Consider the following 15,880-nt stretch of genomic DNA (forward strand, 5'->3'; position numbering starts at 1 on the left):
AAGAGCCTCGGCTGGAAGACACCCGCCGAAGCCCTCAACGACCATCTACTATCGATCACATAAGCCGGTGTTGCATCCACTGGTTGAACCCGGTCAATACACGAGTTTCCGGCTCGCCGAGCACCTGGACGCCGCCGGTATCGCCGCCTCGATCGGCCCGGTCGGCGACGCCTACGACAACGCCCTGACGGAGAGCACGATCGGGCTGTTCAAGACCGAGCTGATCAAGCCCCGGCGGCCGTGGAAGACGCTGTCCGACGTCGAGCTCGCCACCGCCGAATACGTCGACTGGTACAACCACCGGCGACTCCACGGTGAGATAGGCCACGTCCCGCCGGTCGAATACGAGAACAACCACTACCTCGCAACCACGAAACCCCAGGTCACACCCAACATCTGAGATCTCTACCGAACCCGGAACGGTTCACTCCGCGCCGGCCCCAGGTGCGTCCTCGGGGCGGCCGACGGGTGAACCCGGCTTCGTCCTCGAAGCGGATGTAGCCCCCGCAGGCCGCCCGGGCTCTTTTACCTCCGCCCAGGTCGCCTCCCTCCACACGGTGACGGCCTGCTCGTCGCGCTCGGCAACCCTGAGTGCGGGGACCTGCGGACTGAAGCCGAGCCGGTGCATCAGCCGCGTGGCGCCCGAGACGCTGCAGGAGACGTGGAACTTCCGGCCGATCAGCGTGGCCACCCTCGCCGCCGTCCACACCCGGTCCTCCACCCAGCCGTGCGCGGCCGGGCCCTGCTCCAGATACACGGCCAGTTTCTCCAGACAGCGCGGGGACAGACGGCACCGCGAACCGCTCGGGCCACGCGAGACCAGAGCCTCACGACCACCGTCCCGCCACAACTGGTGCCATTGATAAGCCGACTCCAGGCTCACCCGCAAACGCTGTGCCACCTCCGGCGGCTTGATCTCCTGATCGAACAGCTCGGCCGCCTGCATCCGCACCGACTCCCGGCGCCGGCGTCCCGCAGCGGTCAGCCCGCCCCCATCCGCATATCTCACACACCACGAGATACAGCCACCATCCCCAGCCCATCAGGGACTTCGCCGAGGTTCACCCTGACGAGCTGAAGTCAGTAAGAACACGGGGGCGCATTCACCGCGGTCGGAGGAGCAGGTCAGATCGTTCGCACGCAGGCTCGACCGCGAAGCCGCCGGAGATCCGCGAGGTCGGCAGCGGGCACTCAGTGTGATGCAGTGCGACGCTTCCTCGCCGTTCGCAGGTTCTCTGCGGCCCCCGGCACCGGGAGTACGGGCGCCGACCGGGCGGAGTCGTCTTCGTCGCGTGATCGCTGGGCGCTGAGCCGGTCGGGGACACCGGGCTCCCCACCGCGTAGTGCACGTACTTGTCGACCAGGCGGAATCCGGCGTACCACGCGAGGAGGCGGCTGGCGCGGTTGGGGACCGAGCGGTTCCAGCTGGGTGTGCGGTTGCGGGCGACGATGTCCTCGCACCGGGCGTTCACGCGGGCCGGGGCGATCCGGTGGCGCCGGCGGTCCTGCACGGTGAAGACGGCGACGTCCTCGTGGCGGCTGCCCCGGAAGCAGGCGCAGGCGACGGACAGCAGGCGCCCCTTGCGGTCCACGGCGGGCCCAGCCGTGCCCCGAGGAGGCAATCGCGAGCGGTCCGGCCCAGCTTGCGGTGATCCATGCGGCGTCGGGACCGAGGGCCTGGACGGCGTCGGCGTCGGCCGGTTCCAGACGACGCAACGCGACTCCGAACGGGACGGTCGCCGGTTGCGGTGCGGCACGCCGTGCGGCGGGAGACGGACGCGGTGATCTGCCGTCTCCGTTTCCGGCTGCCGTGAGGCCGGATCGTCTGCCTCGACGGCGAGTCCGCTCACCATTCGGACCGGGCGCCGTCAGGGTTCCGTCAAAGCCGTGGGCCCCGCCGTAAGGGAGGCGTCAACGACCGGCCTGATCCGGCCACAGGTGCGCTTTCCTCGAATCGTCCGTATCAACTGAACCTCACTCCAGGAGTTCGCGATGGCCGATGTGGCCTTCGTCGTCGTCACGATCGCGGGTTTCGTACTCGTGGCTCTCGCAGCCAAGGGGGTGACGAAACTGTGACCGCCGAGAACATCGTCGGCCTCGCCGTGGCCGTCTCTCTGCTGGGCTACCTCGTCCTCGCCCTGATCTTCCCGGAGAGGTTCTGAGACAAGAGATGGGTCCCGTACTCGCCGGCGTGCTGCAGTTGCTCGCTCTGACAGCCGCGCTGGCACTCGCCTACAAGCCCCTCGGCACCTACATGGCCAAGGTGTACTCCTCCGACAAGCACCTGCGCGTCGAGAAGTGGATCCACAAGGGCATCGGTGCCGACCCCGACACGGAGATGCGCTGGCCCGCGTACCTGCGCGGCGTCCTCGCCTTCTCCGCGGTCGGCGTCCTGTTCCTCTACGCCCTGCAGCGGCTCCAAGGGGTCCTGCCCGGCTCGCTCGGCTTCGCGTCGATCGACCCGGACCAGGCGTTCAACACCGCCGTGTCGTTCGTGAGCAACACCAACTGGCAGTCGTACTACGGCGAGCAGGCCATGGGCCACGTCGTGCAGACCGCCGGCCTTGCCGTGCAGAACTTCGTCTCCGCGGCCGTCGGCACAGCCGTCGCCGTGGCGTTCGTGCGCGGATTCGCCCGCTCCCGCACCGGTGAGCTGGGCAACTTCTGGGCCGACCTGGTGCGGGGCGTCGTACGCATCCTGGTGCCCCTGGCGGCTGTCGCCGCGGTCGTCCTGGTCGCCTGTGGCGCGATCCAGAACTTCTCCGGCATCCACGAGGTCGGCCAGTTCATGGGCGGCACGCAGCAGTGGAACGGCGGCGCGGTCGCCTCGCAGGAGGCCATCAAGGAACTCGGCACCAACGGCGGCGGCTACTTCAACGCCAACTCCGCCCACCCCTTCGAGAATCCCACCCCGTTCTCCAACCTCTTCGAGATCTTCCTGATCCTGCTGATCCCGTTCTCGATCACCCGGACCTTCGGCCTGATGGTCGGCTCGGTCAAGCAGGGCTACGCGATCCTCGCCACCATGGCCACCATCTGGCTCGGCTTCGTCGCGCTGATGATGTGGACCGAATTCGCCCACCACGGCCCGGCCTTCCAGGCCGCAGGCGGGGCGTACGAGGGCAAGGAGGTCCGCTTCGGCGTCGGCGCGTCCTCGATCTTCGCGGTGTCGACCACGCTCACCTCGACCGGAGCCGTGGACTCCTTCCACTCCTCCTTCACCGGCCTCGGCGGCGGCATCACCATGCTCGGCATGATGCTGGGCGAGATCGCGCCCGGCGGTGTCGGCTCCGGCCTCTACGGCATGCTGATCATGGCGATCGTCGCGGTGTTCATCGCCGGTCTGATGGTGGGCCGCACGCCCGAGTACCTGGGCAAGAAGATCGGCCCCCGCGAGATCAAGTTCGCGGCCTGCTACATCCTGATCACCCCGGCGCTCGTGCTCGTCTTCACCGCGTTCGCGATGGCACTGCCGACCCCGGTCGATTCGATGACCAACAGCGGGGCGCACGGGTTCTCCGAGATCCTGTACGCCTACACGTCCGGCGCCAACAACAACGGCTCGGCGTTCGCCGGCCTGAACGCGGACACACAGTGGTTCAACACCACGATCGGTCTGGCGATGCTCCTCGGCCGGTTCCTGCCGATGGTGTTCGTGCTGGCCCTGGCCGGCTCGCTCGCCGAGCAGAAACCGGTCCCGGCCACCGCGGGCACCCTGCGCACGGACAAGCCGCTGTACACCGGGCTGCTGGTCGGCACGGTCATCATCATCACCGGTCTGACGTACTTCCCCGCCCTCGCGCTGGGACCGCTGGCCGAAGGGCTGGCGTGATGACCACCGACGTAGAGAAGCAGGACCCCATGTCCACTCCCCCCCTCGCGCCCCACCAGGACGCCCCCGGCCACAAGCCCGCCGAGGGCCGTGTGGGCGCCGGCCTCTTCGACCCCGAGCAGCTGGTCAAGTCGGTGCCGGACGCCTTCCGCAAGCTCGACCCGCGGGTGATGGTCAAGTCCCCCGTGATGTTCGTGGTGTGGATCGGCTCCGTGCTGACCACGGTCTTCTCCTTCACGGACCCGGGTGACTGGTTCGGCTGGACCATCAGCGCCTGGCTGTGGCTGACGGTCGTCTTCGCCAACCTGGCGGAGGCCGTCGCCGAGGGCCGCGGCAAGGCCCAGGCCGACACCCTGCGCAAGGCCAAGACCGACACGGTGGCGCGCCGTCTGGTGGGCGACCGCGAGGAGCACGTGCCCGGCACCGAGCTGAGGATCGACGACCTGGTCGTCTGTGAGGCCGGCGACATCATCCCTGGTGACGGGGACGTCATCGAGGGCGTGGCATCCGTCGACGAATCGGCGATCACCGGCGAGTCCGCGCCCGTGATCCGTGAGTCCGGCGGCGACCGCTCGGCGGTCACCGGCGGCACGAAGGTCCTCTCCGACCGGATCGTCGTGAAGATCACGACGAAGCCCGGCGAGACCTTCATCGACCGGATGATCAACCTGGTCGAGGGCGCGGCCCGGCAGAAGACGCCGAACGAGATCGCGCTCAACATCCTGCTGGCCTCGCTGACCATCGTCTTCCTGCTCGCTTGCGCCACGTTGCCGCCCCTGGCGGACTACGCGGGTACCCACCTGACGATGGTCGTGCTCGTCGCCCTGCTGGTCTGCCTGATCCCGACCACGATCGGTGCCCTGCTCTCGGCGATCGGCATCGCCGGCATGGACCGGCTCGTGCAGCGCAACGTGCTCGCCATGTCCGGCCGCGCGGTCGAGGCCGCCGGTGACGTCTCCACCCTGCTGCTGGACAAGACCGGCACCATCACTCTGGGCAATCGGCAGGCCGCCGAGTTCATGCCGGTACGCGGCACGACCGAGGCACAGGTCGCCGACGCGGCGCAACTGTCGTCGCTGGCCGACGAAACGCCCGAAGGACGCTCCATCGTGGTCCTCGCCAAGGAGAAGCACGGGCTGCGCGAGCGCCACCAGGGCGAGCTGGTGGGTGCCGAGTGGATCGCCTTCACCGCCCAGACCCGCATGTCCGGCGTCGACGTCGACGGGCGCAGGATCCGCAAGGGCGCGGCCGGTTCGGTCACCGCCTGGGTCCGGGAGAACGACGGCACCGTCGCCGACGACGCGGACCTGATCGCCGACCGCATCGCCGAGGCCGGCGGTACGCCCCTCCTCGTCGCGGTCGAGGACGCGCGTGGGGCCCGTGTGCTGGGCGTCATCCACCTCAAGGACGTCGTCAAGCACGGGATGCGGGAGCGGTTCGAGGAACTGCGCCGCATGGGCATCAAGACCGTCATGATCACCGGTGACAATCCGCTGACGGCCAAGGCGATCGCCGAGGAGGCCGGCGTCGACGACTTCCTCGCCGAGGCCACCCCCGAGGACAAGATGGCCCTCATCAAGCGGGAGCAGGCGGGCGGCAAGCTCGTGGCGATGACCGGCGACGGCACCAACGACGCTCCCGCGCTGGCCCAGGCGGACGTCGGCGTGGCGATGAACACCGGCACGTCGGCCGCCAAGGAGGCCGGCAACATGGTCGACCTCGACTCCAACCCCACCAAGCTCATCGAGATCGTCGAGATCGGCAAGCAGCTGCTGATCACACGGGGCGCGCTGACGACGTTCTCCATCGCCAACGACGTGGCGAAGTACTTCGCGATCATCCCGGCGCTGTTCGCCGCCGTCTACCCGGGCCTGGACAAGCTCAACATCATGGGCCTGTCCTCCCCGGACTCCGCGATCCTGTCCGCCGTCATCTTCAACGCGCTGATCATCATCGCGCTGGTACCGCTGTCCCTGAAGGGCGTGCAGTACCGGCCGGTCAGCGCGGACCGGCTGCTGCGGCGCAACCTGACGGTCTACGGCCTCGGCGGCCTGGTCGCTCCGTTCATCGGCATCAAGATCATCGACCTGCTCGTCTCCCTCATCCCCGGAATCGGCTGAAGGCCATGAACAACTCCGTATCGAACACCGCCCGGCTGCTCGGGGCGGGCCTGCGCGCCCTCCTTGTGCTGACCCTGGTGACCGGTGTCCTCTATCCGCTGGTCGTCACCGGCATCGCGCAGGGGCTGTTCCACGACCAGGCGAACGGCTCCGAGACGCAGGCGGACGGCAGAGTCGTCGGCTCGTCCCTCATCGGACAGGCGTACAACCTGCCGCTGAAGGAGGGCCAGGAGACCCCGACACCGGACCTGAAGTGGTTCCAGGGCCGCCCGCAGAACGGCCTCGGCACCAACAGCGTCAACACCCAGTACAAGCTCGTCCTGTCCGGCGCGACCAACCGGTCCGGGGACAACGAAGAGCTCATCCAGTGGGTGAAGGACGCCAAGGCCGCCGTCGTCAAGGACAACTCCACGGGCACCTACAAGGTGAAGCCGTCCCAGGTGCCCGCGGACGCGGTCACCTCCTCCGGTTCCGGACTGGACCCGAACATCTCCCCGCAGTACGCGGACATCCAGGTCCACCGGGTCGCCGAGCAGAACGGCCTGTCCACCGCGCGGGTGCAGAAGCTCGTCGACGAGCAGACCGAGGGCCGCGCCCTCGGCTTCATGGGCGAGCCGCGCGTGAACGTCCTCGAACTCAACATCGCGCTCAAGGAACTCGTGGCGAAGAGCTGATGGCGTTACGCGATGTCCTCGGGAGCCGGCGGCTTCGAGAACATCCCGTTCCCGCCGGCTCCCGCAGCCGCGGCGTCTCCGCGCGCCCCGCTTCCGGGCGCGCACGGCACGACGTACGACAGGAGAGGCAGACACCCATGACCCGGGTGCTCGTGGTCGAGGACGACCCGCAACTGGTGCGGGCCCTCGTCCTGAACTTGCAGGCACGTCACTACGGAGTGGACGCGGCTTCCGACGGGGCCACGGCCCTGCGACTCGCCGCCGCACGGCAGCCCGACGTGGTGCTGCTCGACCTCGGTCTGCCCGACATGGACGGCGTCGACGTCATCAAGGGCCTGCGCGGCTGGACGCGCGTGCCGATCCTGGTCCTGTCCGCCCGCCGGGCGTCGGACGAGAAGGTGGCCGCGCTGGACGCCGGTGCCGACGACTACGTCACCAAGCCGTTCAGCATGAACGAACTGCTGGCCCGGCTGCGGGCCGCCGTACGCCGTACCGAGGACCTCCCGGCCGGTCCGGCGGCGACGCTCGTCGAGACCGACGACTTCACCCTCGACCTGCTGGCCAAGAGGGCGGTGCGCGGCGGGAAGGACGTGCGGCTGACGCCCACCGAGTGGCACCTGCTGGAGATCCTCGTGACGAGTCCGGGCCGGCTGATCACACAGAGGCACCTGCTGAAGGAGGTCTGGGGCGTGTCGCAGAGCAGTAAGACCAACTACCTGCGGGTCTACATGGCCCAGCTGCGGCGCAAACTGGAGAAGGACCCCTCCCACCCCCGCTATCTGATCACCGAGCCCGGCGTGGGCTACCGCTTCGAAGGCTGACCGAGGAAACGACATGGCACGCGGCAAGCTCCGGATCTACCTCGGCGCGGCACCCGGCGTCGGCAAGACGTACGCGATGCTGTCGGAGGCGCACCGCCGCATCGAGCGGGGCACCGACTGCGTGGTCGCCTTCGTGGAGCACCACCACCGGCCGCGCACCGAGGTGATGCTCCACGGTCTCGAACAGGTCCCGCGCAGGGAGCTCGAGTACCGGGGCGCCACGTTCACCGAGATGGACGTGGAGGCCGTCCTGCGGCGCGCCCCGGCGGTCGCCCTGGTCGACGAGCTGGCCCACACCAACGTCCCCGGATCCCGCAACGCCAAGCGCTGGCAGGACGTCGAGGAACTGCTCGCCGCCGGCATCGACGTGATATCGACCGTCAATATCCAGCACCTGGAGTCACTCGGCGACGTGGTCGAGTCGATCACCGGGGTGCGGCAGCGTGAGACCGTCCCCGACGAGGTAGTGCGGCGTGCCGACCAGATCGAACTGGTCGACATGTCCCCGCCGGCGCTGCGCCGCCGCATGGCACACGGCAACATCTACAAGCCGGACAAGGTCGACGCGGCGCTGTCCAACTACTTCCGGCCGGGCAACCTCACCGCCCTGCGCGAACTGGCTCTGCTCTGGGTCGCCGACCGGGTCGACGCCTATCTGACCGAGTACCGCAGCGAGCACCAGGTCTCCGCCATCTGGGGTTCGCGGGAGCGGATCGTGGTCGGCCTCACCGGTGGTCCGGAAGGGCGCACCCTGATCCGGCGAGCCGCGCGACTGGCCGAGAAGGGCGCCGGAGGGGAAGTCATGGCCGTCTACATATCCCGCAGTGACGGCCTCACCGGCGCGTCCCCGAAGGAGCTGGCTCTCCAGCGCACCCTGGTCGAGGATCTGGGCGGCACCTTCCATCACGTCGTCGGCGACGACATCCCCGCCGCCCTCCTCGACTTCGCCCGCGGGGTCAACGCCACGCAGATCGTGCTGGGTGTCTCCCGCCGCAGGAGCTGGCAGTACGTCTTCGGGCCCGGCGTCGGCGCCACCGTGGCCCGCGAGTCCGGCCCCGACCTCGACGTCCACCTCATCACGCACGCCGAGGTCGGCAAGGGCCGCGGCCTGCCCGTGGCGCGCGGAGCACGCCTCGGGCGCACCCGGGTGATCAGCGGCTGGCTGACCGGCGTGCTCGGCCCCCTCCTGCTCGCCTGGCTCCTGAACAGCGTCGCGCCGGACGTCGGCCTCGCCAACGACATGCTCCTGTTCCTGTCCCTGACGGTGGCGGCGGCCCTGCTGGGCGGACTCCTGCCGGCGCTGGCCTCCGCCGTGGTCGGATCGTTCCTGCTGAACTGGTTCTTCACCCCGCCCGTCCACACCCTGACCATCGCCGACCCGCAGAACATCGTCGCCATCGTGGTCTTCGTCGGCGTGGCCGTGGCGGTGGCCTCGGTGGTGGACCTCGCGGCCCGCCGCACCCAACAGGCCGCCCGGCTGCGCGCCGAGTCGGAGATCCTGTCGTTCCTCGCGGGGAATGTGCTGCGCGGCGAGACCGGGCTGGAGGAGTTGCTCGAACGAGTCCGCGAGACCTTCGGCATGGAGTCGGTGGCGCTGCTGGAGCGGACCGGCGAAACAGCTCCCTGGACCTGCGCCGGCAGCGTGGGACCCCGGCCCGCCGGAACCCCGGACGACGCGGACGTCGACGTCCCCGTCGGCTACCACATGGCCCTGTCCCTGCGCGGCCGGGTGCTGCCGGCCGCCGACCGGCGGGTCCTGGCCGCGTTCGCCGCACAGGCCGCTGTCGTCCTGGACCGTCAGCGGCTCAAGGGCAAGGCGGACCGGGCGGAGGAGCTGGCCGAGGGCAACCGTATCCGGACCGCGCTGCTCGCCGCCGTCAGTCACGACCTGCGGACCCCGCTCGCCGGCATCAAGGCCGCCGTGTCGTCGCTGCGGTCCGACGACGTCGAGTGGTCCGAGGAGGACGAGGCGGAGCTGCTGGAGGCCATCGAGGAGGGCGCCGACCGGCTCGACCAGCTGGTGGGCAACCTGCTCGACATGTCCCGCCTGCAGACCGGTACGGTCACGCCCGTACTCCGCGAGACCGACCTCGACGAGGTCGTCCCCATGGCGCTCGGCGGGGTCCCCGAGGACAGCGTCGAGCTGGACATCCCCGAGACACTGCCCATGGTCCACGTCGACCGCGGACTCCTGGAGCGGGCCGTCGCCAACGTCGTCGAGAACTCCGTCAAGCACAGCCCGCCGGGGGAGAAGGTCCTCGTCTCCGCCAGTGTCCTCGCCGACCGGGTCGAAGTGCGGATCATCGACTGCGGCCCCGGGGTACCGGACGAGGCCAAGGAACGCATCTTCGAGCCGTTCCAGCGCTACGGCGACTCACCCCGCGGTGTGGGTGTCGGCCTCGGCCTCGCGGTCGCACGCGGCTTCACCGAGGCCATCCGCGGCACCGTGCACGCCGAGGACACGCCCGGCGGCGGCCTCACCATGGTGCTCAGCGTCCCGATGGCTGCCGAGCGGCTGGACCAGCCGGCGCTTCCGGCCACGGTCGGGCCCTGAGAGTTTCGGGCCCCGGTCAGCGAGGACTCGCAGGACCCGCTGCAGGAACGGCGTTCCGCAGGCCGCGCTCCATGGCCGTCCTCTTGGAGAGCGCGGGCCGCCCCCGGTCTTCTGGCCACTGGAACCGCCTGACCCGCGGCCCGTGCGGCGCGTCCCCGGAGCTCCACGACGGGGACCGCTTGCGGGCACGGCAGACCGTCGTTCCACTGGTGACGAAGAGGGAGCGTGGCCGGTGGACAGACCAGTGACCGTGGGCGTGGACGGCTCCTCCGCGAGTATGAGGGCGCTCGACTGGGCCGCTGACGGGGCCGCCCTGCACGGTCTGCCTCTTCGTATCCTGCACGCGTCCGTATGGGAACGCTTCGAGGGCGCCACTCCTGCGGAGGACCTCCCTGAAGGCTCCGCTGAGGCCGCCCTGCTGGAAGAGATCATCGGTGCTGCCGCGGCCCGGGTCCGCGAGCGCCGACCGGAGGTCGGGATTCACGCCGAAGTGCTGCCCGGGGAGCCCGTCGACGTCCTGTTCCATGCGGCGGAAGACGCTTTCGCATCGGTCGTGGGCCATCGTGGACACGGTGCCCTCGTGCGCCGCCTCTTCACCGATTCCGTCGGGCCCGCCGTCGCAGAGCGCGCGTCGTGCCCCGTCGTGGTCGTCGGCGACTCCGTCCCGGTGCGCCCACGAGGAGACCGGCAGGTCGTCCTGGGCGTCGGAGAAGCAACCGACGCCGCCCCTGGCACCTTCGCCCTTCAGGAAGCACAGGCCCGCGGTTGCGACCTGGTCGTGGTACATGCCCGGAGCCGGCAGGAAGCACGGCAGGGCTCACCTCGCCTCCGCGGCTCGCCGGCAGTCGATGCGCTCCTGAGCGCGGCAGTCCCGGACCGGGCGGCTCCCGGAAGCGGCGGCGTCGTGGACAGACGAGTCGTCGACGGCCCTGCGCGGCAGGCCCTGCTCCGAGCCGCGGACCACGCCGACCTTCTCGTCCTGGGGGTCCGGCACAGGCGTGGCACGGGCCGCCGCGAACTCGGAGCCACCCACCGCGCCGCACTACGCCACTCGCCCCGCCCCGTCGCTTTCGTGGGTGGGCCCTGGGCCTCCCCCTGAGGGTTGACCCGCCGGCCGAGCTGCGGAACATCGGGCAAGAGCCGCTCGACCGGGCGGCAGGTGTGGGTGGCGTGATCGGACGACACCGGTGACGCTCGTTTGACGATCCGAGCACCCGGCGACCCTGTCTTGGGACCGTAGACCAACTCTGACCTGCTGTTTCCCGACTGCGTCCGAGGTGACCTCTTTCCGATGACCCACCACGTGGAGTGCGTGGCGATTCTTGAGCCCACGGCAAAGGGTGCCTGACCTGATGTCTCTCTGATTCCTCGGGCTGCGGGCGGGGCGTGCCGACATTTTTCCCGGTCGGCCCGGCGGGCGGGACGGTCACCTGCTCCGGGCACGTGACGGCGCTGCCGGCTCGCGTGTCCACCTGCACGGGAGGCGGGCGGCGGACGCCGTTGGTCCCGCGCGCGAGAGCGGCTCCGGTCCGTTTCGGGGGCCGGAGCCGCCCCTGTCTTCACGGGCGGGTCAGTTGGCGTCCACCAGGTGGTGCGGGGGGACCGTCACCGTACGGGCGCCCTTCTCGCCTCCCAGGACGACTTCCCGCAGCGCGCTGTTGTTGCTGTGGTCGGTCTCCTGGAGCCGGTTCTCCGGGTTGGCGAGGACCTGGATGTAGTACGTGCCGTTCGGCAGGTCCGTGATGTCGAAGGACTGGCCGGGCAGGTCCTGGGTGTAGGTGTCACCGGAGCCGACGTCGAGCACCTCGCGGACGGAGATGGAGTTCTCGGAGCCGCACGCGGTGGACAGGTCGGTGTTTCCCGGGTGCCAGGCGGCGTTCTTCACGGTGTAGTCGACGGCGTCGGTGTTGGCCAGACAGAACGCCTCCTTGCCGCTGCGCACCGTCTCCTTCTGATCGGCCGTCAGCAGCCGGTAACTGGCGAAGTCCAGGAAGTGCCAGTGCTCGTGGCCGGGACGCGGATCCCACTCCATGCCGCCGGTCGGGGTGTACCCGACCTGCTTGCCGTCGGCGTCGTAGAAGTACTGGTAGGCGTCCATCACCTCCTTGCCCGGGGAACGGAAGCCGTCCACCACCAGCTTGGCCGGGCCCGCGTTCCACACGTTGGCGCTGAAGGCGAGGTAGTCCTTGCCGGGCACCTCCTCGTAGCCGTCGCTGACGGTGATGCCGAACGCGGGCAGCGAGCGCAGGTCGGGCTTCGGGACGTCGGGCACGGACGCCTTGCCGGTGGGCCGCTTCGCGTGGGGCCCGGCGCCCGGCGCCTGTCGCGAACCGTCGGTCTGCCCGGAGCCGTCACCGGTCTCGGCGGCGGCGACGGCCTGCTTCCCCAGGGACTTCCTCTTCAGCGCCCACGGCAGGGCGGGCGGAGCCGACGGGTAGGGGCCGTGGCCGGCGTTGTACGAGGGGCCGGCGCCGCTCGTCGCGGCGCCGGGGGCCGGGGTGTCCGCGCCGGCCCCGTGCTGCGCGTGCGCGTCGTGCTCCGCGTGGGCTCCGTGCTCCGCGTGGGACCCGTGCTGCGCGTGCGCACCGTGCCCGGAGGCGGTGGACTTCGCCGAACCGCCGGAGGCGGAGCGCGCGGACTCCTCCCAGCTGCGTTCGCGTACGACCACCTTGACGGTCTGCGGCTTGTCGGTGATGCCGAAGAGGTCGCGGTACTTCTCGGTCACGTTGATCTCGGCGGTGTAGGTGCCGGCGGCCAGTTGGACCGGGTCGGTGTAGAACCCCGAGTAGGTGTTGGACGCCCAGCCGTTCTCGACGCCCCACACCGAGCCGAGGGTGAAGGGGTTCGTCGGACAGCTCTCCGGATACTTCGAGTTGGCGGGGGCGTCCGGCCGGACCCGCCCCGAGGCGTTGTTGGGGCAGAACGCCTCGGTCTTCTCCAGCACCGTCGAGCCGGCCGCGTCGGTGAGGGTGATCTGCGTGAAGTCCGGCAGCCCGGTGAAGTCGTTCACGAGCCCGGCGGGGAGTGCCTTGGTCCGGGTCTTCTTCCCGTTCCGGAGGACCTGTTCGGCGACGACCGGGTCCTTGTACGACTTGCGGGTCACCTTGAGTTCGAAGGCGCCGTTCTCGGAGGTGAGGTACGTCCCGAGGTCGAGGTAGACCCCCGGGTCCTCCGTCCACGAGTCGAGCGTGACCGAGGTGGATGCGGCGATCAGGCCGAGTTTCGGCGTCGGCTCCGCGGTCTTCGCGTCGGGCGCGGCGGCGACGACGCCCGCGGTCACGGCGATGGCCGCGGCGACGGCGAAGGAGGGGCGGGTCAGGCGGCTGGTGCGGCCCTGCGGGAGTCTGGTCATCGGTCCTCGTGCTTCCGGCTGTGGAGGGTGTCATGGGATCTGGATGAGCAGTGCGACCCCAACTGGCTTACGGGGCCGCTGTGTTCGGACCATGAGAGGGAGCCGGACACCCTCCGGGTTGGCTCCGCTCGCCCTGTCGCCCCCCAGTTGTCCGAAAAGCGTCCACCAGGAGCCGGACTTGTCTCACGTCCGTGCGAGATCCGCCGGGCATCGACGAGGCTCCCGCGCCGACGAAGGCCGGTACACCGGGCGGGCGCTTGCACGGCGTCGCCCGGCACCGCGGCACCGGCGTCCGTCATGACGGCGGCGTGACCGGCCGCGAGGGCCGCCGCCATCACGGCGGCGACCCTCGCGGTCATCGGTGGTCTTCGCGTGGCAGGCCTTGTCAGGCGCGGGTCCAGCGCTGGTTGCTGCCGTTCGAGCAGGAGTAGAGCTGGATCGAGGAGCCGTTGGCGGATCCGGCGGCGTCGAGGCAGAGGCCGGACTGGACGCCGACGATGGATCCGTCGGAGTTGAAACGCCACTTCTGGTTGTCGCCGCCCCAGCAGCTGTAGATCTGGACCTTGGCGCCGTTGCCGGTGCCGGCGGCGTCCAGGCACTTGTTGCCGTACACCCTGAACTCACCGGCGTCGGTGTACGTCCACTGCTGGTTGCTGTTGCTGTGGCAGTCCCACAGCTGGAGCTGGGTGCCGTCGCTCGTACTGGCGTTGGGCACGTCCAGGCAGCGGCCCGAACCGACGCCCTTGATCCTGGTGCCGTCCGTGGGGGGCTCCGAGGTGTCGCCGCCGTTGAGTGCGTTGAGGACGGCGGTGTAGGCGGGCTTCTTGCTGCCGTCGTTGTTGAACAGCAGCGGTGTGTCCCCCGATCGCCAGGAGTCGCTGTCGCGCACTCCCCAGACGGTGACGCCGAGGCAGCGCGAGACGGCCAGGCAGTCGTTGACCACGTTGGCGTAGGTCGTGGACGAGGCGCCCTGGATGTCGAGTTCGGTGACGGCCACGTCGACGCCGAGGGCGGCGAAGTTCTGCAGGGTGGTGCGGAAGTTGCTGTTGTAGGGGCTGCCGCTGTTGAAGTGCGACTGGAAGCCGACGCAGTCGATCGGCACGCCGCGCGACTTGAAGTCCCGCACCATGTTGTACATGGCCTGGGTCTTGGCCCAGGTCCAGTTCTCGACGTTGTAGTCGTTGTAGCAGAGCTTGGCGGACGGGTCGGCGGCGCGCGCGGCGCGGAAGGCGACCTCGATCCAGTCGTTGCCGGTGCGCTGCAGGTTGGAGTCGCGCCGGGCCCCCGAACTGCCGTCGGCGAAGGCCTCGTTCACGACGTCCCACTGGGCGATCTTGCCCTTGTAGTGGGCCATCACGCCGTTGATGTGGTCGATCATCGCCTGGCGCAGTGCGCTGCCGCTGAGGCTCTGCATCCAGCCGGGCTGCTGGGAGTGCCAGGCCAGGGTGTGACCGCGCACCTGCTTGCCGTTCTGCACCGCCCAGTTGTAGACGCGGTCGGCGGCGGTGAAGTTGAACTGGCCCCGCTGCGGTTCGGTGGCGTCGATCTTCATCTCGTTCTCGGCCGTCACCGAGTTGAACTCACGGCTCGCGATCGACGTGTAGGCCGAGTCGCCCAGCTTGCCCGAGGCGATGGCGGTGCCGAAGTAGCGGCCGCTCTGCGCCGCCGCGGCGCCGAGCGTGCTCTCGGCGGCGTACGCGGTCGGCGGCGTGACCAGTGCGGTGGCCGTACCGGTGGCGCCGACGACCAGCGCCAGCAGCAGGCCGCGGATCTTCCGCCGGACGGCGGATCTGGGGAGGGCGTACGAGCCCATTGCTGTGCCTCCAAAGTGGACATCACGGAAGGGATGAAGCGCGGGGGATTGCGTCGTCCGCTCCTGTTCGGCGGATGGATGGACGGATGGACGGGGCGGGCCGGGGCCCGGCCGGCACGGAATCACCGGACACGGCGGTCATGGGACGGGACGGTCTTCGGCACAGGTACGCGGATCTGTGGTGCGGTCGTGCGCGGATCTGCCGTGCGGCACGGAATGCCCCAAGGCTGGTGCGGTTCGAAATGTCGAGCCGCGGCCGGTTTTCCAGACAGGAATGATCGAGGCGTTGATGATGCATCGTCAATACTTCCCGCAGGAAAAGTTTCTGTTCCCTGTTCGAAACTTTCGAGACTCCGGCCGGTTGGACGTCGAAACCTCGGTGCCGCTGTCGATGGCGGCCGCAGGGCGGGGCCGGCGGGTCGCATGTCGGCCATCGGACGGCGTGACGTGCGACGTTTCACTCATGGGTTCTCGCGAATGTTTCGACATTGATGGCGACGTATGCGGGGGGTATTGACGCCGTTCGGCAGCTCCCTATCATTCAGGTTGCTCGACACTTCGACTCGTGTTCGATATTTCGAGCATGTTGAGTCGCTCCATCGCGCGGCAGGGCGACTCCGGGTCGCATCGCCCGAACGCGGAGCCATGAGGAGCCGTGCTGCCGTGCTGTCGTGCGTACGTCATGCATATGTCATGACCTCGCCAATTCTTTGT

The 15,880-nt window shown here is 69.5% G+C and carries 12 protein-coding genes; 8 read left to right on the plus strand and 4 right to left on the minus strand.

Translation table 11 applies throughout. The features are described 5' to 3' along the window. The first annotated feature begins 70 nt into the window (after positions 1–70). Positions 71–400 (plus strand): integrase core domain-containing protein, encoded by a 330-nt coding sequence (locus ACIA6T_RS08070; RefSeq protein ID WP_399445719.1) that lies wholly within the window; start codon positions 71–73, stop codon positions 398–400. Positions 401–424: 24 nt separating this feature from the next. Here ACIA6T_RS08070 and ACIA6T_RS08075 read toward each other — a convergent pair whose 3' ends face one another. Together ACIA6T_RS08075 and ACIA6T_RS08080 are read right to left on the minus strand one after the other, a co-directional pair. Next, positions 425–952 (minus strand): transposase, encoded by a 528-nt coding sequence (locus ACIA6T_RS08075; protein WP_399446057.1) that lies wholly within the window; start codon positions 950–952, stop codon positions 425–427. A 151-nt stretch (positions 953–1,103) separates the two neighbouring features. Beyond that, positions 1,104–1,853, minus strand: a complete 750-nt coding sequence (locus tag ACIA6T_RS08080) for a GNAT family N-acetyltransferase (protein WP_399445720.1) — start codon at positions 1,851–1,853, stop codon at positions 1,104–1,106. Positions 1,854–2,072: 219 nt separating this feature from the next. On the opposite strand from ACIA6T_RS08080, the gene kdpF reads away from it, so the two are divergent. From kdpF to ACIA6T_RS08115, 7 genes are all read left to right on the plus strand, one after another. Continuing rightward, positions 2,073–2,162, plus strand: a complete 90-nt coding sequence (gene kdpF, locus ACIA6T_RS08085) for a K(+)-transporting ATPase subunit F (RefSeq protein ID WP_399445721.1) — start codon at positions 2,073–2,075, stop codon at positions 2,160–2,162. An 8-nt stretch (positions 2,163–2,170) separates the two neighbouring features. Next, entirely contained in the window at positions 2,171–3,832 is a 1,662-nt protein-coding gene (kdpA, locus tag ACIA6T_RS08090; RefSeq protein ID WP_399445722.1) for a potassium-transporting ATPase subunit KdpA, read from the plus strand. Beyond that, a complete protein-coding gene (gene kdpB / locus ACIA6T_RS08095) occupies positions 3,832–5,952 on the plus strand; it encodes a potassium-transporting ATPase subunit KdpB (protein WP_399445723.1) in 2,121 nt (706 codons plus the stop codon). Before kdpA ends, kdpB begins: the two co-directional genes overlap by 1 nt. Positions 5,953–5,957: 5 nt before the next feature. Further along, the gene (locus ACIA6T_RS08100; protein WP_399445724.1) at positions 5,958–6,626 is read left to right on the plus strand and encodes a potassium-transporting ATPase subunit C; all 669 of its coding nucleotides are present in this window, start codon (positions 5,958–5,960) and stop codon (positions 6,624–6,626) included. Between the two features lie 137 nt (positions 6,627–6,763). Next, the gene (locus tag ACIA6T_RS08105; protein WP_399445725.1) at positions 6,764–7,447 is read left to right on the plus strand and encodes a response regulator; all 684 of its coding nucleotides are present in this window, start codon (positions 6,764–6,766) and stop codon (positions 7,445–7,447) included. A 13-nt stretch (positions 7,448–7,460) separates the two neighbouring features. Beyond that, positions 7,461–10,001, plus strand: coding sequence for a DUF4118 domain-containing protein (locus ACIA6T_RS08110; protein ID WP_399445726.1), 2,541 nt, complete (start codon positions 7,461–7,463; stop codon positions 9,999–10,001). A 250-nt stretch (positions 10,002–10,251) separates the two neighbouring features. Beyond that, positions 10,252–11,100, plus strand: coding sequence for a universal stress protein (locus tag ACIA6T_RS08115; RefSeq protein WP_399446058.1), 849 nt, complete (start codon positions 10,252–10,254; stop codon positions 11,098–11,100). Between the two features lie 471 nt (positions 11,101–11,571). Here ACIA6T_RS08115 and ACIA6T_RS08120 read toward each other — a convergent pair whose 3' ends face one another. Continuing rightward, complete coding sequence (locus ACIA6T_RS08120; protein ID WP_399445727.1) at positions 11,572–13,353, minus strand: lysyl oxidase family protein; 1,782 nt, start codon at positions 13,351–13,353, stop codon at positions 11,572–11,574. Between the two features lie 385 nt (positions 13,354–13,738). Beyond that, entirely contained in the window at positions 13,739–15,166 is a 1,428-nt protein-coding gene (locus ACIA6T_RS08125; protein WP_399445728.1) for an endo-1,4-beta-xylanase, read from the minus strand. Positions 15,167–15,880: the final 714 nt, after the last annotated feature.

The sequence above is a fragment of the Streptomyces sp. NPDC051740 genome (assembly GCF_044453165.1).
GTDB classification, from domain to species: Bacteria; Actinomycetota; Actinomycetes; order Streptomycetales; family Streptomycetaceae; genus Streptomyces; species Streptomyces atrovirens.